The 19,765-nt window shown below is 36.9% G+C and carries 17 protein-coding genes and 1 riboswitch; of the genes, 5 read left to right on the top strand and 12 right to left on the bottom strand.

The features are described from left to right. Nucleotides 1–8 precede the first annotated feature (8 nt). Together NQZ71_RS24260 and NQZ71_RS24255 are read right to left on the bottom strand one after the other, a co-directional pair. Entirely contained in the window at nt 9–1,004 is a 996-nt protein-coding gene (locus NQZ71_RS24260; RefSeq protein WP_260055006.1) for an ROK family transcriptional regulator, read from the bottom strand. An 84-nt stretch (nt 1,005–1,088) separates the two neighbouring features. Further along, nucleotides 1,089–1,922 carry an HAD-IIB family hydrolase gene (locus NQZ71_RS24255; RefSeq protein ID WP_260055005.1) on the bottom strand — a complete coding sequence of 278 codons (834 nt, stop codon included), beginning with the start codon at nt 1,920–1,922 and terminating at the stop codon, nt 1,089–1,091. A 437-nt stretch (nt 1,923–2,359) separates the two neighbouring features. Here NQZ71_RS24255 and NQZ71_RS24250 point away from each other — a divergent pair, with 437 nt between their 5' ends. Then, a complete protein-coding gene (locus NQZ71_RS24250; protein WP_144457611.1) occupies nt 2,360–3,253 on the top strand; it encodes a glycine betaine ABC transporter substrate-binding protein in 894 nt (297 codons plus the stop codon). Nucleotides 3,254–3,334: 81 nt separating this feature from the next. Here the strand turns inward: NQZ71_RS24250 and NQZ71_RS24245 are convergent, their stop codons facing one another. From NQZ71_RS24245 to garR, 4 genes are all read right to left on the bottom strand, one after another. Continuing rightward, a complete protein-coding gene (locus NQZ71_RS24245) occupies nt 3,335–3,877 on the bottom strand; it encodes a cysteine hydrolase family protein (RefSeq protein WP_275008745.1) in 543 nt (180 codons plus the stop codon). Nucleotides 3,878–4,082: 205 nt separating this feature from the next. Beyond that, nucleotides 4,083–5,405 carry a gluconate:H+ symporter gene (locus NQZ71_RS24240; RefSeq protein WP_144457613.1) on the bottom strand — a complete coding sequence of 441 codons (1,323 nt, stop codon included), beginning with the start codon at nt 5,403–5,405 and terminating at the stop codon, nt 4,083–4,085. A 64-nt stretch (nt 5,406–5,469) separates the two neighbouring features. Continuing rightward, entirely contained in the window at nt 5,470–6,897 is a 1,428-nt protein-coding gene (locus NQZ71_RS24235; RefSeq protein ID WP_260055031.1) for a four-carbon acid sugar kinase family protein, read from the bottom strand. A gap of 8 nt (nt 6,898–6,905) precedes the next feature. Then, nucleotides 6,906–7,805: a 2-hydroxy-3-oxopropionate reductase gene (garR, locus tag NQZ71_RS24230; RefSeq protein ID WP_144457615.1), complete on the bottom strand. Its 900-nt coding sequence runs from the start codon at nt 7,803–7,805 to the stop codon at nt 6,906–6,908. Nucleotides 7,806–8,048: 243 nt separating this feature from the next. On the opposite strand from garR, the gene NQZ71_RS24225 reads away from it, so the two are divergent. Continuing rightward, nucleotides 8,049–8,666, top strand: coding sequence for a GntR family transcriptional regulator (locus NQZ71_RS24225; RefSeq protein ID WP_144457617.1), 618 nt, complete (start codon nt 8,049–8,051; stop codon nt 8,664–8,666). 51 nt (nt 8,667–8,717) lie between these two features. Here the strand turns inward: NQZ71_RS24225 and NQZ71_RS24220 are convergent, their stop codons facing one another. Further along, nucleotides 8,718–9,098: a hypothetical protein gene (locus tag NQZ71_RS24220; protein ID WP_275008637.1), complete on the bottom strand. Its 381-nt coding sequence runs from the start codon at nt 9,096–9,098 to the stop codon at nt 8,718–8,720. Nucleotides 9,099–10,073: 975 nt separating this feature from the next. After that, the gene (locus NQZ71_RS24215; protein WP_260055001.1) at nt 10,074–10,730 is read right to left on the bottom strand and encodes a PspA/IM30 family protein; all 657 of its coding nucleotides are present in this window, start codon (nt 10,728–10,730) and stop codon (nt 10,074–10,076) included. Nucleotides 10,731–11,194: 464 nt separating this feature from the next. After that, nucleotides 11,195–11,282, top strand: a riboswitch (cyclic di-GMP riboswitch). A gap of 120 nt (nt 11,283–11,402) precedes the next feature. On the opposite strand from NQZ71_RS24215, the gene NQZ71_RS24210 reads away from it, so the two are divergent. Continuing rightward, nucleotides 11,403–13,052 carry a pyridoxal phosphate-dependent decarboxylase family protein gene (locus NQZ71_RS24210; RefSeq protein ID WP_317011918.1) on the top strand — a complete coding sequence of 550 codons (1,650 nt, stop codon included), beginning with the start codon at nt 11,403–11,405 and terminating at the stop codon, nt 13,050–13,052. Next, on the top strand, nt 13,036–14,730 hold the full coding sequence (locus tag NQZ71_RS24205) for a methyl-accepting chemotaxis protein (protein WP_317011917.1): 1,695 nt from the start codon (nt 13,036–13,038) through the stop codon (nt 14,728–14,730). The genes NQZ71_RS24210 and NQZ71_RS24205 overlap by 17 nt, the downstream gene beginning before the upstream one ends. 112 nt (nt 14,731–14,842) lie before the next feature. Here NQZ71_RS24205 and NQZ71_RS24200 read toward each other — a convergent pair whose 3' ends face one another. From NQZ71_RS24200 to NQZ71_RS24190, 3 genes are all read right to left on the bottom strand, one after another. Beyond that, nucleotides 14,843–15,550, bottom strand: coding sequence for a GntR family transcriptional regulator (locus NQZ71_RS24200; protein WP_260054998.1), 708 nt, complete (start codon nt 15,548–15,550; stop codon nt 14,843–14,845). Between the two features lie 122 nt (nt 15,551–15,672). Next, nucleotides 15,673–17,082 (bottom strand): GH1 family beta-glucosidase, encoded by a 1,410-nt coding sequence (locus NQZ71_RS24195; protein WP_317011916.1) that lies wholly within the window; start codon nt 17,080–17,082, stop codon nt 15,673–15,675. A 355-nt stretch (nt 17,083–17,437) separates the two neighbouring features. Next, nucleotides 17,438–17,683, bottom strand: a complete 246-nt coding sequence (locus NQZ71_RS24190; protein WP_317011915.1) for a hypothetical protein — start codon at nt 17,681–17,683, stop codon at nt 17,438–17,440. A 253-nt stretch (nt 17,684–17,936) separates the two neighbouring features. Here NQZ71_RS24190 and NQZ71_RS24185 point away from each other — a divergent pair, with 253 nt between their 5' ends. After that, nucleotides 17,937–19,325: a catalase gene (locus NQZ71_RS24185; protein ID WP_394374142.1), complete on the top strand. Its 1,389-nt coding sequence runs from the start codon at nt 17,937–17,939 to the stop codon at nt 19,323–19,325. A 105-nt stretch (nt 19,326–19,430) separates the two neighbouring features. Here the strand turns inward: NQZ71_RS24185 and NQZ71_RS24180 are convergent, their stop codons facing one another. Next, nucleotides 19,431–19,610, bottom strand: a complete 180-nt coding sequence (locus NQZ71_RS24180; RefSeq protein ID WP_317011914.1) for a hypothetical protein — start codon at nt 19,608–19,610, stop codon at nt 19,431–19,433. Nucleotides 19,611–19,765: the final 155 nt, after the last annotated feature.

Below are 19,765 nucleotides of genomic sequence, written 5' to 3'. Positions count from 1 at the left end.
TTTTTTGATTATTCCTTCATAATTTGCTCAAGAGCAAGACTTTGCAGCCCGTATAAGTAATCCTTTTTCCAATCGCTCCATGTAAGTTCTGGAAGATGTTCTGCAGGTACATATATTAAGCTATTATTTACAATTTCATCTAATAGCTGTTGTTCAACCTCAGCCTTGTTGAATATGATGGCATGTGGATTAAGAATGGATACAAATGAGGCTACTAACCTGCTGATTGCATCAATCTTAATAGCTTCATTATTCAATGCCTCTTGAAAATTCTTATCATTATACTGAGGAATCAACGAGATTTCTCCAGAGAAAAATGTACTTCCTCTAACTACATCTCCATTAATCATAATGCCGGCTCCTGGTCCATTTTGACCAAAATACAAATATACGAGCGAGTGTTTTTCGGTCATGCCCATATTGAAATGATATCCAAGCACAGCTGCATTCATATCATTTTCCACAACTACAGGGATAGAAAAACGATCCTCATAATACTTTTTCAGGTCAAAATTTTGAAGGGAATCATAACCTGGTATATAAAATATTCGGCCATTATCAACAGAACCTGGAACTCCAATTGCAATAGAGCTTATTTTCGGGTATTTAGCCATGATGCTTTCGATACAGCCATTCAAGGACGTTAAGTCATCATCTTTTAACACACTTTGAACAGTTCCTGTTTCTTTTATTTCACCCGCACAATTGAATATTGTATAATTCGTTTCGGTTCGTTCCAAAAATATGGACAAACCTAACATATATTCCGCGTTATATGAATATCTTTTTGCTCTTCTTCCACCACTAGAATCATCTAGCCCAACTAAATAAATCTCTCCGTCCCTTTCCATCTGGGACAAAAATTTGCTTATAGTCGGAAAACTGATATCTAATGTATTACTAAGTTCAACCTTAGTAGCGCTCCCCAATTCCAACAATGATTTGCGAATACCAGTATGGATAACTTTTTTCATAGATTTTGGAGTAGCTGATAATTCATTCATTACTTTCACCACCAATAAACCTTTTTAAATTACTTAAAAAAGCATGGTGCTAATATAGCATAAATACATTTTTATCACAATCTTTTAAATATCCTTGACCGAAGCTGATTCTTCCTTATCACTCTGCAAGGAAAGAAATTGCATAATTGTTTTCATAACAGCATCTTCTTCATTTGATCCAGTAATGAAATTAGCTGCAGCCTGTACTTCTGGAAAAGCATTTCTCATCGCAAAGCTGTAAGCCCCAGAAGCCATTAATTCTAAATCATTGTATCCATCACCAAAAACCATTGTTTCCTCTGGTGTCACATTCAACAGCTTCTGCAAATGATCAATCGTCGTACCTTTATGAACATTTGCATTTGTAATATCAATCCATGCTGCTTCTGATGCAACAATATAAGCATGGTCAAAAAATGTCGCTAGCCTTTCTCTTGTTTCCACACATTGCAATGCTGGATCATGTACTGTTATTTTTATAAAGTTCTCAGAAATACTATGAAAATCCTTTACACGGTTAAGCTTAGCAAAGGAACGGCGTACAATCGCAAACTCATCAGGAGAAATTGTTTCTTTTACATACGCCCCTGTTTTTGTACAAGCAATTATTGTATGATCTAGATTTATTTCCTCTAGAAGATCAATTATTTTCAAGCCCAGATCATTTACAATTAAGGATTCATACACAAAAAGGTCGTTGTGCTTTATACGTGTAGCACTATCACCTAATATCCACAAATCACTCGCATCTTCTCCAAATAGTTCTTCTATCCGTTCACATTGCTTTCCAGTACATGGAGCAAACAAGACTCCTTTATCCTTCATGATTTTTTTTGTTTTTTTAAATAAATCCCTGTTAAAGTCTCCATTATTATTTAAAAATGTTCCATCCATATCAGAAATAACTAATTTAATCATTTGAGTCCCTCCATAATAGTTAATTTATTTAGCTCTAGGTAACAGCACTTATTAAATTAGTTTAATAAGTGCTGTTACCTACTTAACTTCCTGTCTATTATACTATTCTTTAGTGAATGAAACTGGTCTCATTTGGAGTAGCATTATTGGTTTTATGTATGAATAATAGTCTTTTTTCCTGGCTAAATCATAAGTACAACTATAAATAATTAATTTTTTTCCCGAAAAAGAGGTTGGAAATACACAGACTATTTTAAATTCTCAAAAGGAATCTGGAGGAAACAAGAGGATTACTAAGTATACAGTACATGTTGAACATACAGTTTCGTCTGTACATAGTTTACAGAGGATTAACCCCAATTACGCCCTTTGTATTCAATTTGTTATACAGTTACACTTTATTTAGCCTAAAAATGAATGCAGAGGGGAGTTTTTTGGTGCTAAAAAAACTTAGCGGAGTAACATTAGCAATGGCTGTAACGATTGGATTAACTGCTTGTGGAGGAAGTGAAACAAGTGGGAGTGGGTCACTTGGAGAACAGTTAGATTATGAAATTGTTGGTATAGACCCTGGATCTGGTCTTATGAATGCTACCCAAAATAATGTATTACCTGGATATGGACTTGATGAAAAATGGAAAGTAATCGAAGGATCAGATACTGCCATGACAGCTGAATTAACAAAAGCCATAAAAAATGAAGATCCGATTATTGTAACTGGTTGGGTTCCACACTGGATATTTAATGAGTTCGATTTAAAAATGCTGGAGGATCCAAAAGAACTTTACGGCGGGGAGGAATACATACATACACTTGTTAGACATGGCTTGCAAGACGATTTACCTGAAGCATATAAGTTCCTTGACCAATTCGAATGGGGCCCTGAAGAAATGCAGGATGTAATGGTAAAAATTCAAAGTGGAAAATCTGAACAGGAAGCAGCTGAGGAATGGGTCGCTGAAAATGCGGATTTAGTGAATTCCTGGACAGAAGGTGTCAAGCCTGGTAATGGTGAAGAAATAAGTATGACATATGCTGCATGGGCGGATTCCATCGCAAGTAATAATGTCGTTAAATACGTGTTAGAAAAAGAATTGGAATATTCCGTGAACTTAATACAAGTTGAGCCAGGAGCAATGTGGGCAGGTGTTTCTGACGGCAGTGTCGATGCGATGATAGGCGCCGCATTACCGACTACACATGCTGCCTATTATGAGAAATTCGAAGGTGACTTCGTTGACTTAGGACCAAACTTTACTGGTTTAAAAAATGGTCTTGTAGTTCCGGCATATATGGATATAGACTCTATTGAAGACTTACAGGATTTATAATAAGGATAAAACAGGAACCAGCCGCTACATGTGGCTGGTTCCTAGTTTAACTTTGATAATTACTACATTACATTTCATATACTATAAACTGTTTAACTCACCGATAATCTCATCTGTCGTTAGGATTGTCGCAAACTCTTTTTGAAGCATCGCTAACTCATGATTATGTATTGCTTCTGCACCATATGGAACTCCGTTATGATCGGTAATTTCGAATGCAGCAGTAGCATCAGCTACGAGGAATGTTTTATACCCTAAGTTTCCACACATTCGTGTTGTCGTTGAAACACAATGCTGTGTTGATAAACCTGTTATCAATAATTCTTCTATTTGTTGCTCTTGAAGGTAGGTTTCCAGACTTGTACCAATAAAGGCACTGTTAACGTTTTTTTGAATAATTTTTTCAGTGCTTTTCGGCTGTACTATTTCCTTAAACTGTATACCAACCTTATTCTTATAGTGGAGTGGAGATTGCGGTTGAACGGACAGGTGTTGAGAATAAATAATCTTCCCGTTATTGTTTCGCCATTCCTTCAAAAGCCGCGCAATATTTTCTTCTGCTTGCTCATTATTCCTGCTTCCCCAATATGGATCATCAAATCCCTTTTGTACATCCAATATCATCAGTGCCGGGAGACCTTTAAAATTTGCCAATACAACTCTCCTCACATTTAAGTTATCTACCTTTTATTATTCCTATTGTTTTCCCGAGCATACATAGCTTTGAACCTATTACATATGCATACGCAAAAAAACTGCATTCTAAATATGTTTAGAATGCAGTCATATGAATATTTACCTTTAACACCAATTTTATAGTAGAAACTATTTAACTAATAAAGAAGTTAATAATCAGCACACCAGCGAGTCCAACTAAGGAAGCTATTGTAACCATAACAGACCATGTACGGATTGTTTTTCCAATGGAAAGATTGAAATATTCCTTGTATATCCAAAATCCTGCATCATTAACATGGGAGAATGTCATGCTTCCTGCCCCAGTCGCTAATACCATCAGCTCTGGACTCACATGTGCCGCTCCGACTAATGGAGCTGCAATGCCGGCTGCTGTTAGGCCTGCAACTGTTGCTGAACCTAGAACCACCCGCAGGATTGCAGCGATAAGCCATGCCAGAATTAATGGTGACATTGTGGAGCCTTCCATCAGGTTAGCGACATATTGATCTACATGTGTATCAATCAGAACCTGCTTAAATGCCCCGCCCCCTGCAATAACTAACAGAATCATCGCAATGCTGCTTACTGACTCAGAAATGGAATTCATAATTTCCGGCATTTTTCTGCCTCTGTTTAAGCCAAATGTAAAAATGGCAACAATAACCGCTACCAGTAAAGCAAAGCCAGGATCACCTAAAAACTGTGCAACAGGCAGCAATGATGAATTAGGCATCGCTATTTCAACTATTGCCTGGAATGCAATAAGAATAACTGGAATAAGTGCAGTAAACACACTGATACCAAAGCTTGGAAGCTCACTTTCTTTAAAATGCTTTGGCGTGAATAACCCTTTTGGTATTTCAACTTCTAAATCTGCTTTCTTAAACGTCTTCACATAAAGTGGACCACTTAAGTAAATAGCTGGTATCGCGATAAGCACACCATATAACAATGTTTTGCCAATATTAGCATCATAAACAGCAGCAACTGCTGTTGGTCCTGGATGAGGTGGTACAAAGCCATGCATTGTGATTAAAGCAGAAATGACTGGCATTCCGATATAAAGAATTGGCACACCTGCTTGTGCTGCAATTGTAAACACAAGCGGAATTAATACAACTACACCTGTTTCAAAGAATAATGCAATCCCAACTATCCCTGCTGTTAGAACGGCAGCAAGCTGGACTCGTTTTTTCCCAAATGAATTAATCAACGTTGTTGCAATTCGCTGGGCTCCACCAGAATCGGCCATTAATTTACCGAGCATACCCCCAAAACAGATAACTAAAACAAGATGGCCTAATGTACTGCCGAGACCAGTTGTAATAGATTCCATTGCTTCGGTTGGTGCCATGCCTTCCATAACACCTACTAGCAGAGACACAATCACAAGCGATATGAAAGCGTTTAACTTAAAGACCACCATCAATAAGAGCAAAAGCGCTACCCCAATACATATATATACAATCGGCATATTTCTCCCTCGATTCCCTTTTGAGTTTTGGAATGCCATAAAGGCATTCCGTGACTATATTTGCTTAATCCTTACCGCTCAACAGCTCAACAACTGTTTTTAAATCATCTACTGCTCCAACATTCCCCGGGAAGATTACATAGGACATACCTGGGTATTTACTTTCTTCTCCTGTAATCCACACTGGAATTCCTGGTCTAATCTGACCAGCAACGGTTGCTCTTTTTACGGCGAGGCCTTTTGTGCCAACGTCACTAGAAGTTATGCCTCCTTTTGCTACTAGGAAATTCGGTCGCACCTTTAATTTAGTGACAATGGACGTAACAGCATCCGAAATGGAGACAGACAGCTTCAATTCTTCTTCTTTTTTGTTTTCTCCCAGATCAAGCCTTTTCCTGCTTGTATAAACAGCTACTGTCCTGCCTGCCGTGATAAAATCCTCTACTGCGCCAATTACCCGTTCACACTCTTCTTTAAATTTATTAGGTTCTAAAACTAGGTTTGTATTAAACTCAATAAATTCAATGGAAGATAACTCTTTTAATTTTTCTAATTGCTCTGTCGTCTTCTTCACATGAGAACCAACAATAATTAACCCACCGTTTGTTGTCTCTTCGTTCACTAGCTCTTTCCTTGTTAAAAGACCTTTGTCTTGAACTCCTCCTATAACCTTCGGCAGTGCTGCAGCTGTTCGGAACAAGAAGTTTTTGCCTGCCTGAATTGCTTTTACAAGTGCTGCTGTAAAGACCTTCACATCGGCTTCATCAGCAGCGTTGACAACTATTTTATTAAAATCCTGTACATTAGTAAGCTGTTCAGCAATAGCTTCTACTTCCATTGCACGAAGCTGTTCAATCGAAATATATAAGGTGTTTTTTGCTAAAAATGCCCCATTTGACTTTTCTTCGACCCATTCTCCAAGATGAGAACTGGAATAGCCAAATGTACGGTCTTTTGCGAATTCCGTTTCTCCAGCTGGAACAAGCTCTGTACCTGTTTGGACATAATGGACATTATTCAGTGTAAACCGACCGCCTTCTTTGAAATATGGCAGTATTACTTCTCCGTCTATCTTAAGAGCAGAATTTGCTTCAAGTGTATCTCGAAGGACAGTAGTCTCAAGAGGATAATGCCCTCTTAGAGTGGAGTCTCCTCTGCTTATGATCAAAAATTCCTTATCTAGTCTTGTTGCGACTGCTAGGATATTTTCAGCAATTTCACGATGAACAGCCTCTGTTTCTTTTTCTGTCAGCCCTCTTGAGTTCGTCAAAATGAAGAACATGGAAGCAGCTTCTTGGAAACCAGCCTCTATTGCTTCTTCTGACCAATCCGTGAAGACAGAAATATTATTCACCGTCTGCACACCTGTCGGATCATCATCAAGCACGATGATTTTTTTGTTTAATTCCTTGAGTGCCTCTGCTGCTACCTTATCTGCTTCCTTCTTATCTACCGCTGGCAGCTGCTTAAGGTATTCTGCATTTAAACGCATGCTTTCCATTATTTTTCCGCCTTCTTTACTTCAGTATTAGCAAGCTTCTCGTAATATCGAACAATACTTGAATGGTCATCATTCACTTTTCCGTCTGTTTTTAATGCATGGAATATTTCCAACAGGTGACTAGATAAAGGCAATGGCACGCCAATTTCATGTGCTGTGTCCATCACATTTGTAATGTCCTTCATATTAATAGCGATACTGCCGCCAGGAGTGAAGTTTCTTTCCAGAATCATTGGTACCTTAGCATCTAATACTGTACTGCCTGCAAGTCCGCCACGAATTGCTTCATACATCTTCTCAACATCAATACCTGCTTTTGCTGCAAGAACTAACGCCTCTGACATTGCTGCAATGTTAAGGTTTACAATTATTTGATTAGCAAGCTTTGCTGTTACGCCACAGCCATTGTCTCCAACTAAAACGATGTCCTTGCCCATTCCACTTAAAACTTTTTTAGCGCTTTCAAAAACCTCTGGCTTTCCTCCAACCATAATCGATAATGTTCCATCTATTGCTTTCGGCTCTCCACCACTTACAGGCGCATCAAGCATGTCTACGCCCTGTTTTGCGGCAGTTGCAGCAAGCTCACGCGACACATTTGGTGTGATTGAGCTCATATCTATTATTACAGTACCTGGCTTAGCACCTTTCAAAATTCCATTTTCGCCAACAATAACGTCCTTTACATGCTTTGACGCCGGTAGCATGGTGATAATAATATCTGCTTTCTCTGCAAGCTCCTTTGGAGTAGAAGCAGCTTCCGCTCCAGCAGCTGTTAGCTGTGCAACTGCCTCTTTATTAAGATCTAATACAGTCAGAGAGTGTCCTGATTTTATAAGGTTCAGCGACATTGGCTTCCCCATAATTCCTAATCCAATAAAACCAACTTTTTGTTCCATCTATATTCCTCCTCAGGCTTGTAAGCATTTGCAAATTTGTATACATATGTTTTTTTAAAATATTGAAACTAATGCAATCGTTTTCAACTTTCCACAAACTCATTGTACACGATTACATAAAAAATGTATACATTTTTTTATTTTTTGTATACAAAATTTCTTGTCAGGTATTTTTCTATATATTATTTTTAGCTTTTCTTTGGTAAGATACAGATAAATAGCTAATGTACTGGAGGTGAAACTATGTATGGAAGTGAACGTTCACGTTCTGCTTCGCATCAGTCCTATGAAATCTTACGGGACAAGATACTAAATGGTGAGCTGCAAGGTGGTACTAAGATTGTCGAAGAAAAAATTGCAGCAGAGCTGGGTGTGAGCAGAACACCAATCAGGGAGTCTATTCGGAAGTTGGAGTACGAGGGACTAATCGTCAACAAACGAGTTGTGAAACCGACAGAGAAAGACTTACGAAATATGTTCCAAGTCCGCATTCTTTTGGAAGGATATTCCGCTCAATGTGCAGCCTCATACATAAAAGAAAAAGAACTCGAGGAATTATTGACATGTGTTGAAATCGGTAAGAATGGGGAGGTAGAAGAAATCATGAAGGCGAACGAGCGCTTTCATGAAATTATTGTGCAATCAAGCAATAACCCTGTCATGATTGACATTATTGACCGCATGCAATCCACTATTTATCTTTTCAGAAAAACAGTTGTTTTCTATAACCGCCCACATCTTATTGATGAACATGAGCAAATATATGAAGCAATTAAAGGAAGAGATGGCCAGAAAGCAGAACAGCTGATGAAGAGCCATTTACAAGCAGACCTCGAGTTTTGCCTTCACTTAATCGGATAATAGAAAAAGGGTGCACTCTCTTTTAGAGTACACCCTTTTTACATTAGCCAATTAGTCAGCGTCAACTTCTAGAGTACCAGCATAGTTCATTGCCAGCTGATCAGCAACAGTCATTTCTGAACCGCCGTAATAAGGATAATATGGCAATTCAATTATTGCATTAATTTCACAAAGGGAAACAGTGATAGGATAATACCATGGTGCAGGTCCTATTGCTACTGTGTCACAATCAACCTTACCTACCACACCAATAAAATATCCGCCATTTGTAACAATCTTTACAAGACGACCATGAAGTCTTTTAAGTTCGTCTTTAATGCCATCTACACATTTGCCGTCACATTTGTGACCATGTTTGTGTTTATCCTTGCATTTGCAGTCCTTTTTCTTATTATGCTTATGAAATAACATGAAATCTAAATGAAGCTTCATAAATATTTCCCCTTCCATCTGTTAATTATTTCTTCTTTAACAATATATTGCAGCTCGTCCTTTTCTGTTATAATACAGATACCGATTTATGAGACAGTGATGAAAAATGATGAATTGACTTAAATATATCAGTCTATGATGTGAATAGAGAAAGGTGCACTCTTTTAATGAGTACACCTTTCAAGTAAGTGAGAAGGAGGTTTTAATGGTATTATAGGGGATTGTATTAAGAGGTGCTTTTGGTAATGAGCCCAGTCACTTTATCGAAGAATACATAAATTAAGAAGATACCTGCGTTAACCTGTGAAGACAAGCCATTGGTATGCACAATAAGATTCCTTAAACTAATAATAGAATGTTAATTACTTCGTATATTGTTTCAACATGCAATGGTTTTTTTTCTTTCATTGCCCTGCTTGTTGGCATTTAGATACATCATCATATTTTTATTTCTATCTGTAATTATCTTCCTATCACAGGCTTGTACACCATTATTTTTTTTCCGTTATCATGGTAATTACAGCTTGTCCTTCTCCATTACGATTGACTCCAACTGAACCGCCGCCTCCCTTACCAAACTTGATTTCTTAATACCTTATAATATATTAGCGAAAGTGCTTAACAGAAACCGCTTCTCCCCATGGACACACCTATTTTTTTAAAAATAAGAAAAGAGCGTAAAAGGCAGAAATTATCTACCCTTATGATAGACTTGGCATTAATTTCCTATCTAAGCAAAATCTCGTAAAGACAATGATTATTGTTAAGTTTATCTGAAACACTTACCTTCATGCACAAAAGCAATATTCAAACCTGTGCACTCTCATGCCCGACAAAGCCTGCCGCCATTATGTGTCCTTGTCTTATTCCGTTGTTCTGTTAAAGAACCGTTCTGCGGATTTCCGTCTGTTTATTAAGCACTTTCTCTCTTCATCGCAAAAAGAAAAAGCACCAAACCAGGTGCTTTCCCCTAAATTATATAGCCTCTTTTTCACCCTTAAGCTTATTCAGCTCAGCAGCTATTGCCTCTTCACTAACAGTGTTGTCAACACCGTTCAATGGAGTCGTTGTATATCCTCCAGCTTGGACCTCTGCTTCCAAAAAGAGGATTTTCTCCTCCATTCTAGTAACACCTCGCAAAATATTATCTGCACCGAAGGATACAGTAATGTTTTGGATTTGCTTAGCGTTTTTCGCAACATTTGCACGAGATGCAAGCACCGTTTTCTTTTGCTTCAGTTCATTAAGTGTGTTCTGCAGCTCTCTAAACTTGTCCTCCAGTATAATCGTCTGCTCCTTGATTGCATCAAGCTGTTGATTATACAGGCTAAGCTGTTGTTCAAGATTGATTTTTTCCTGGAGCGCCAATTTAGCAGCGGCCTCATCTCCTTTCTGGAGAGCCGATGCTGCTTGTCGTGTTCTTTGCCCAATATATTCCTTCGTTTGTGCTATTAATGCAGCTTGTTTGTTTTCAGCAAATAGCTGTTTGGAAATGGCAGATTGTGCTTTATTTAGCTCTTGCTCCATTTCTCGTAAATATTCATTCAGCATCGCAATTGGATCTTCGGCTTTATCCAATATTCCATTTATACTTGAAGTTGTAATTGTTTTAATTCGCTTGAAAATACCCATTTTATTCGCTCCTTGTTGTTAGTATTATTTTTTCATTTTATAAGTAAGCGTGGATTTCATTAATTTATAGATGGTTTAGTTGGAAAGGATAAACAAATTTGTGTTCTTCCTGTCTAACTTCCTTATTCCTAATAAAACTGTGAAAGATGATAACTGGTTGCTATAAAAGAAAACCCAGAACATTTCCTAAACCTAATGTTGACTGTTTTTTTCCTCCTTTCGATATTTGCAGTTTAATAATGTTTAGTGAAAACATGGTGAAATATCTTTAATAAATAAAAGAACTATAAAAACAATAAATTAAGTTTTTGTAAAAGAAGTATGTACTTTAGCAAACGAACATTTAAAGGTTTAAAGAAAATTAAAAGTGTTGAACTTTCAGAATTTAACAACTTTAAAATTTTGCTAAAAAAATAGGAAATTCGACCGATAATTTTGACATAGGTTAGTAGGATAAATTCTTTATATATCTCTGGCAAACTCACTGAAAAGTGAAGACGCAAAGCTTCGGGTCTAAGGCATTTTTATAGCTATGATGGCTGAGCTGCAACATACATATTATTAATGTATTTTTGTTTGCAGCCCTTATTTACATAGGGCCTTTTTTTTTGAACCTCTTTTTTAGATTCTAAAGTATTTATCTTATTAGCAAAAAATAATTTGGAGGAAATTATGGATTTTAAAAAAGTACAGCAGTTATTTCCTAGTGAAGATGGAAATAAACAGCAGCAATTAGAATTATTAGGTTATATCGAGCAATTATTAAGTGGAATTGATAGCAAGAAGGATCCTAACAAATCTACATTAGGTCCTATTCAAGAGAAAAGTGACAATTTGTACAAAGAAATAGTTGAAAATGCCGCTACTCCAAACTCCGGAATTAATATGGAGGAAATAGTAAATAAACTGATCGCTCTTTCTGATGGACATCCTTACCATACTAGAAATTTCGTTACTAATGTTTTACCAATGGCAAGTATTCCTGGAATTATTGGACTACTAACGACTTCGATTTTAAATGGAAACAACCTATGGGATGTATATGGCCCTGCAGCAGCAGAAGCAGAGGTTAAAGTAATTTCAATGATGTCTAAGCTTGTTGGGTATGATTACACAAAAAGCTGGGGATACACTACTTGGGGTGGACAGGGTGCCGTTTTCAGCGGTCTGCGTCTAGCAATTGCTAAGCAATTTCCAAATGCTAAAGAGGAAGGCGTACCAAATAATCTTTACTGCTTCGCTTCAGAAAATGCCCATTATAGTCTATTAAAATCTGTTGAAGCAACTGGAATAGGCAGCAACCATTTAATTCGCGTTAAAGCTGGAAGCGACTTTGCAATGGACATAACAGATCTTCAAGAGAAAATGGAAGCTGTTATTCAAAAAGGCGGTATTCCAATCTATGTTGTAGCTACAACTGGAACTACTGATAGCTTCGGTATTGACGATGTGAAAAGTATTAAAGAAATTACGACTGAATTAGAGAAAAAACATCAGTTAAAACCAATACATATTCATGCAGATTCTGCATTAGGCGGATTCTATTCATTATTTGCCAATTACAATTTCACTAACAATCCTCTTAACTTTGAAAAGGATGTATTGGAAGGTTTAATGCAAATTAATGAAAGAATGCAGTATATCTCAATCGCGGATAGCCTATGCTTTGACTTCCAAAAGCTTGGTCAAACACCATATTTAACAAGTCTTTTCCTAGTGAAAAATGGTGAGAGCCTTGGTCTTCTTGACCTTGAAGAGTTTGAAACTCCTTATGTTGGTAATCGTGGTTATGGAAGCTACCATACAGGTTATACATTAGAATGCTCAAGAATGGGAAGCTCAATTGCTATTTATGCAGCATTATTAGCGTTCGGTGTTGAAGGCTACCAACAGATTCTGGCAAATTATGTTCGCGTTAATATCGCCTTCAGAAAAATGCTAAAAGAAAGAATCCCTAATATGGGAATTACTAACGAAAAAAATATCGGTCCTATTACTACATTCCGTATTTACCAAGACACTGTACAATGGGATCTTGAACAAAGCGGTCAAGCAACTGCTGAACAAATAAATCTTACAAACGAATTAAACTATGAATTATTTGAAATTCTTGGTCAACAACGTGAAGATGTATTTTTCGGTGATACTAAAAAGCAATGCTTAGTAGATGTAAGTGATTCAATTGAGCGTCTTCCTATTTATGTTTCTAAATTATTCTCGATTTCACCATATACAGAAGTGGAACATTTAGACCATATGATAACAGCTATTGAGAAATCCATAATGAAAATGGAGGGTATGAAAGTTGAAGTTACCCTCTAGAAAAAAGTCGATACTATTTAAAAACATTTTAGATTTTGTTATACCTATTGCTATTTTTTCCGTTATATTTAGTGCAACTCTTTATACTTTTTCAATGAATATTATTAACAATTATGTTATTGACCAGTTTGAGAATCGTTTAGAAACAGTTCTTAATGACATGGTTGAAAACATTGATCCTACTCTTGTAGAAAGTGCTGATAGTGGCAATGCAGATACATATAAAGAACTACTAGACAAAGTGAATTATTACCAGCAAAAACATAAGGTTGAAAACACTTATGTTCTTGCAAAAAAAGGGAATAACGAATACATTGTTGCATTAAGTAACTCTGACGAGCAAGGGTCGGATTACACTTTTTCTGATGCTATGAAACAAACACTATCAGAAGGAAAAATTCAATATAGTGATATTTATAAGGATGAATTCGGGGTTCATAAATCTATCTTTGCTCCTATAAAGGGAACAGATATGATTGCTGGTATTGATATGGATGCATCATTTATCAATGCACTGAAATCACAGGCACTTTATACGTCATTAGCTTTAACTGTCATCTTTATTATTTTAGGAATAATCATTGCCTACTTTATTAGCAAACGAATTACAAATCCTATCATTGCTATAAAGAACTACGTAAACCAAGTTGCTGATGGTAACTTAGAAGTAAAAGACCTGAATATTAATAGAGAAGATGAAATTGGTCAGCTAGCAGCTGGAACACAGCAAATGGTATTGGATCTTAACACTTTAATTAATAAAATCGCTCATAATGCCCAAGAGGTTTCAACAACTGCTGAAGAACTTAGCTCAAGTGCTGAGCAAACAAATATTTCCGTTGTTCAAGTAACTGAATCTATTCAGGAAGTATCAAGTGGTGTGGAAAATCAGACTCAAAATATCGATAAAATGAACAAAGGGATATTTGATGTTTCTAATGGTATGCAGCTTATTGCTGCAAATGTTAAGGACGTGTCTACAAATTCTAATGAAACTTCTAAGGTTGCAACAAATGGTTCCATGGTTATTGATTCCGCGCTTGAGCAAATGGATGAAATTCACCAATCTATGAAACATACTTCTGAGGTTGTTAATAGATTAAGCAAGCAAACGAATGAAATCGGCGAAATTATTTCATTGATTACTGCCATTTCAGACCAAACTAACCTGTTGGCGCTTAATGCTTCGATTGAGGCAGCAAGAGCCGGGGATCATGGTAAAGGATTTGCAGTAGTAGCTGAAGAGGTGCGTAAATTAGCGGAGGAATCTAGAACTGCTGCAAACAATATTACAAATAAAATTGAAACTATTAAAGTAGAATCTTCAAATGCTGTTGAGGCAATGAACTCTGGATACAGCAAATTAGAAGATGGTGTTACAACGTTTGAGCATGCAAGAGGTGCTTTTGCTGATATCAAGAAATCAGTTGAAGGTGTTAATACGCAAATCACAGAGGTTAATACTGCGATTGAAGACATGAATAATGGTGTTCAACAAGTATCTAAATCAATGGAAGAGCTAAGTGCAATATCTGTTGAAACAACAAGCAATGTTCAACAAATTGCCGCTACCTCTGAAGAGCAAACTGCAATATTTGAAGAAATCGCAAATTCTGCTTCGACTATGTCTACAATGGCGGAAAGTCTGCGTGATAGTGTTAAGAAATTTAAATTGTAATAATTAAATATCGTTAACACTTATTAAAACAGTCCCATTTCCTTTTAGGAAATGGGACTGTTTTGTTATCATTTATGAGCAGGAATACCTAAATATCCGACTAATCTGCTTCTTATTTAAAGCTAACTCTATTCAATATTTTTGCTTTCTGAAAATGAAAGATCGATTTCGACAGTTCAAATATGATGCCATTTGTAAGTGATACGGTGTTTTCGATTATCAATCCAGGATCGCCGCTTTTTAATTGCAGCAAATTGGCTGTGTCTTCCTCCATCAACGCACAATTTATCACCTTGTCTGCAAACCCGATGCTTAGCTTTAAGTCTTCAATTAAATAGGTATAAATTGATTGTACAGCTATTTCCTCATTTAAATATGGAACAATATCCTTTTTAAAATAGCTGATTTCAATGGAAAAAGGCTCTTCATTGACAATGCGCAAACGCTTTGTATAGTACAATTTGGCTCCTGTTTCACATTGAAGTCTACTTGCCAGCTCGTCATCTGCCTCCATGACATGCAGTTCTAAAACCTTCGTTTCAATTATTTTAGCTGGCAAATCCTTTGTTAAACCACGCAAGCTCCCTAAGTTGATATAATCTGTTTCCGATTTTTTTCTCAGGAACATCCCGCTCCCTTGAACCTGGTAAATATAGCCCCGATTAACAAGCTGTGTGACTGCTTTTCTGACAGTGCTCCTGCTTACCTCAAATTGTTTGGCAAGCTCCTCCTCTGTTGGAAGTTTATTCGTCTCGTCAAATTTCCCTTCTGTAATTTCCTTCTCCAAGAACTCCGCTATCTCTCTATATTTTACTGCCATAAAAGTCTCCTTCATAAAAAAACAGTTAGTGTATTGACTCTATTGTAAACAATAAATGACTTGATTAAAATGATTCACCAGCAAAAAAACCTCCTATTTACAATAGGAGGTTTCGTTTTATATTAAAGCTCTTCCCCTCTCGTTTCAATGATATGCTTGTACCAATGAAACGAAAGCTTTTTCTTTCTGTTCAGATTATCAGCGTGGTCGACATAAATAAATCCGTACTGCTTCTTATAACCGTTAAGCCAGCTTAACAAATCAATAACAGACCATGCATAATAGCCTTTTAAGTTAATTCCTTCTTCTATTGCACGCTTCACAACCTTTAAATGCTCTTCAATATATTTAATTCGAGGAACATCGACTATTTCGTTATCAATGATTGGATCCTCGTCGCCAAGGCCATTTTCAGTTACGTACATTTTAATATCTCCATAGCGGTCTTTTAACATATGCAAGCCGTCAAGGAAGCCTTGTGGAGAGATTTCCCAGCCCCATTTTGTATATGTTTTGTCATCCATTTTGACTGTTCGATAGTATCCGTCAAAGGATGGGTTACCAGGAGCAAGTGTGGAGGATTCTCTTGAATGCTCCATTGCAAGCGAACCTTCTGCAATTCTTTCAACACGGATTGGCTGGTAATAATTCAAGCCGATAAAATCATTACTTTCTGCATTTCTTTTCAATGTATCTAGTTCTTCCTCTGTCCAGCTAGGAGTCCAACCCTTTTCTTCTAGCTGCTTCACAACATAAGATGGATATTCTCCTTGTAAAATCGGATCATAATACCAAAAAGTCTCATATTCATTCGCATGCTGTGCAGCATTGATATTTGCTTGCTTGCCGTCCACACTGTAGGCAGGCAAAAACACATGTGTAATTCCGATTTCACCGTATTGCTTTAAGCTCTTATACACTTCTACTGCTTTAGCATGAGCATAAAACACATAATGTGTTGCTTGGAAATATTTCTTCTCATCATTCGTAATGCCTGGTGGATGTGCACCTTTTAAATAGCCTAACCCTGTAAACATGACCGTTTCATTGAAAGTGATCCAATGTTTAACACGGTCCCCAAATTCACGGAAGCAAACTTCTGCATATTTAACGAATGCATCTGCTGTACGTCTATTTGTCCAACCGCCATCCTCTTCTAAAGTTAGTGGCAAATCCCAATGATACAATGTCACAAATGGCACGATGCCGAATTTCAAGCACTCATTGATAAGATTATTATAAAACTCCAAGCCTTTAGCATTAACTTCTCCATCACCTGTAGGCAGAATGCGTGCCCATGACACAGAGAAACGATAGGATTCAAGACCCATCTCAGCCATTAATTTAATATCCTCTTTATAGCGATGATAATGGTCAATTGCGACATCACCATTCGTCCCTTCGAAAGTCTTTCCTGGTAATTTCGAAAATACGTCCCAGTTTGTTACCCCCTTACCATCCTCATTCCATGCTCCTTCCACTTGGTAAGAAGCAGATGCTGCACCAAATAAAAAATCATGTGGAAATTTCATTATTGCCCTCCTCATTCATACTTATCTATCTAATTGTTGTATATTTATTAAATTTGTACATACAAATTATAAAACTATTATATCTAGTCTCTTCATATCTGGCAATAAGAAATCAGTTAACACCATTTGAAGTATGTTCAAAGAAATTAATCGGATAATGCGGTTATGAAAATCTATTCTTTATGAATGAAAAAGTCTTGATGACAAAAAAGGAAGATTCACTAGGTGATCCCTCCTCTTTGTCATAAAGACTTATAAGTATTAATAGCACCAGTTTTATACGATTTCTTAATAAACTACATAGAGAAGTCACAACAAGCAATAAACCAAGAAAATATACCGCTTGTCTCCAGTTTTATGGTTTATTCCACAGCAAGGTCATCACAACATAAAATAGTACAAGGACTAGAAATACTATGCATAAAAACCAAAGAGCAAGCTTTCTCAAAATACTTTTCTTTGCATACAATCCTAATATTAATGATGCTAGGAAAGAAACAATAAATATTTCCACTAGCCATTCATCAATAGCATTTAAAAAAAAGGGACTGATACTTATTAATGTTAAAACAATGGAAAGTCCAGCAGCATATTTTCTCATAGAAAACCTCCACTTTTTTTAATTACCTTAACACATCTAGGATAAAATTACACAAAAGGAAACAAAAAAACCTTTTGTGTTTATTTTGTAAAGCTAAGTTCTAAAGTTTAGGAGGATTTGACCCCATTCTTAATAAAGCAGCTTAAGTCTGTCATATATTAGCAAACTGCGGAATAACTTGTATCGTTATTAAGATTAAGCATTCCTTTTTATAAAGGATTATTTCCAATAAATAATCAGGGGTTGGTTTATATTGAAAGAAAAGGAACGACATTTTTACAGTAAAAAAGCGAATCACACAGACCTCTCGAACTGGCAGGATGATTTACCTGGGGCGTTGCATTCAGAGACGGTTGGAGAAAGAGGTCCTGTTTTGGAACAGGATAATATTCTTCATGAAACATTAGAAAATTTTATCCATGAAAAAATTCCAGAAAGACCCGTACATGTAAAAGGCTATGGTGCTTTTGGCTACTTTCAAACGATTCATTCTATGAGCGAATATACGAAGCTATGTTTTTTACAGGAGCCAGGACAGCAGGTGCCAGTTACAGTAAGGTTTTCGCTTGCTGTCAGTACGAAAGGCACTCCGGATACGTCGCGGAATGTGAGAGGGTTTTCTACAAAGTTTTATTCAGAAAAAGGTATTTTCGATTTGATTTGCAATCATATTCCCGTTTTTTCTGTCCGTGATGCGATTCGCTTTCCTGAGTCGATTAAAGCCTTTCTTCCTTCCCCAGTGAACAATCTGCTTGATCCAAATCGCTTCTGGAGCTTTGTTGCCCGTGCCCCTGAGTCCATACATTTCGTTGTCCGCTTATATTCTGATGCAGGTACAGTTAAGAGTCTCCGGCATATCCCTGGCCACAGTGTGAGTACATATGTATGGAGAAATGCCCAAGGTGTAAGACGTTATGTAAAATATCATTGGCTTCCGTCCTCTGGCATCAAATTTATTGACAGTAAAGAGTCTGCTTATTGGAATGGTTCGGATCCTGATATTGCTGGGAAGGATTTGTTTGAGGCAATTGAAAAAGGCAAAAAGGTCGAATATATTCTCTATGTTCAGTTAATGGAAACAGCTGATGAGGCTCGCTTGCCATATGACCCACTTGATGACACGAAGGTATGGGATGAACAGCAGTACCCCCTTCTTCCTGTTGGTCGGATGATTTTAAATCGCAACCCATACAATTATATGGAACAGGTCGAAAAAGTGGCCTTTTCCCCTTCCAATCTGTTAGAAGGGGCAGAGCTTTCTGATGATAAGATGCTGCAGGGGCGCTCCAATATATACTGGGATTCTCAGCGGCACCGTCTAGGCTCTGGTTTTCGATCAATACCCATTAACAACCAGCAGGACTGGGAGCCATCAGCGCTCGTGACAAGCGGTAAAGGAAGGCATGTAGAAGGTCGCCTCCAACGCTCCAGTATTCCAAAACAAGACGACTTTACACAGGCCGGCCAGTACTTTCATACACTTCCTTCCATACAGCAGGACCATTTAGTTGAGAATCTGGCCAATGACCTTGCAAAGGTTGCTGATGAAACGAGAAGTGTTGTTCTCCAATATTTATATAATGCCTCCTCTACTTTAGGTGGAAGAGTATTACGTCAAATTGAAATGAAATCAAATGACTGATAAGTAAAATGTACAAAAAATAGTGGGTAAAGTCATCGACGGATGACTACCCACTATTTTTTTCTTTATTTAAATCTGGCAATTCTAAGCTATCATTCTATTATCCTAATCTACCATGTCATTTTCTCTTTTTTTTATTATAATAAGTCTAATAACATACACAGCAGGAATTAATAAAAATGCAATATTTATCCAGTCTTTATTCTCTATATACCCATAAATAAAAATTAAAGTACAAATACCTAAGATAATAAGAGTGAGTTTTTCCATTAAAGATAATTTCATTTAAACACGTCCTTATCTATTTTTGTAAAACTTATCCTTATTTTACATGATTTAGAGAATCTAGACTAACTAAATTTTAAAGAAGAGAGGATTAAGTGAAAGAGTCTTTAATTATTTTATTATCGGTTTCTTTAAGATAATTTGATCGCTTCTTA

This window comes from Niallia taxi (assembly GCF_032818155.1).
Lineage (GTDB): Bacteria > Bacillota > Bacilli > Bacillales > Cytobacillaceae > Niallia > Niallia taxi_A.
The sequence above is the reverse complement of the archived record's forward strand: the minus strand, read 5'-3'. Positions and strand labels throughout refer to the sequence as shown.

Coding starts and splice junctions, on each gene's coding strand:
- NQZ71_RS24260 (WP_260055006.1), bottom strand. CDS start 1,004: ATGAATGAATTATCAGCTACTCCAAAATCTATGAAAAAAGTTATCCAT.
- NQZ71_RS24255 (WP_260055005.1), bottom strand. CDS start 1,922: ATGATTAAATTAGTTATTTCTGATATGGATGGAACATTTTTAAATAAT.
- NQZ71_RS24245 (WP_275008745.1), bottom strand. CDS start 3,877: ATGATATTGGATGTACAAAAGGGATTTGATGATCCATATTGGGGAAGC.
- NQZ71_RS24240 (WP_144457613.1), bottom strand. CDS start 5,405: ATGCCGATTGTATATATATGTATTGGGGTAGCGCTTTTGCTCTTATTG.
- NQZ71_RS24235 (WP_260055031.1), bottom strand. CDS start 6,897: ATGCGTTTAAATGCAGAATACCTTAAGCAGCTGCCAGCGGTAGATAAG.
- garR (WP_144457615.1), bottom strand. CDS start 7,805: ATGGAACAAAAAGTTGGTTTTATTGGATTAGGAATTATGGGGAAGCCA.
- NQZ71_RS24225 (WP_144457617.1), top strand. CDS start 8,049: ATGTATGGAAGTGAACGTTCACGTTCTGCTTCGCATCAGTCCTATGAA.
- NQZ71_RS24220 (WP_275008637.1), bottom strand. CDS start 9,098: ATGAAGCTTCATTTAGATTTCATGTTATTTCATAAGCATAATAAGAAA.
- NQZ71_RS24215 (WP_260055001.1), bottom strand. CDS start 10,730: ATGGGTATTTTCAAGCGAATTAAAACAATTACAACTTCAAGTATAAAT.
- NQZ71_RS24210 (WP_317011918.1), top strand. CDS start 11,403: ATGGATTTTAAAAAAGTACAGCAGTTATTTCCTAGTGAAGATGGAAAT.
- NQZ71_RS24200 (WP_260054998.1), bottom strand. CDS start 15,550: ATGGCAGTAAAATATAGAGAGATAGCGGAGTTCTTGGAGAAGGAAATT.
- NQZ71_RS24195 (WP_317011916.1), bottom strand. CDS start 17,082: ATGAAATTTCCACATGATTTTTTATTTGGTGCAGCATCTGCTTCTTAC.
- NQZ71_RS24190 (WP_317011915.1), bottom strand. CDS start 17,683: ATGAGAAAATATGCTGCTGGACTTTCCATTGTTTTAACATTAATAAGT.
- NQZ71_RS24180 (WP_317011914.1), bottom strand. CDS start 19,610: ATGAAATTATCTTTAATGGAAAAACTCACTCTTATTATCTTAGGTATT.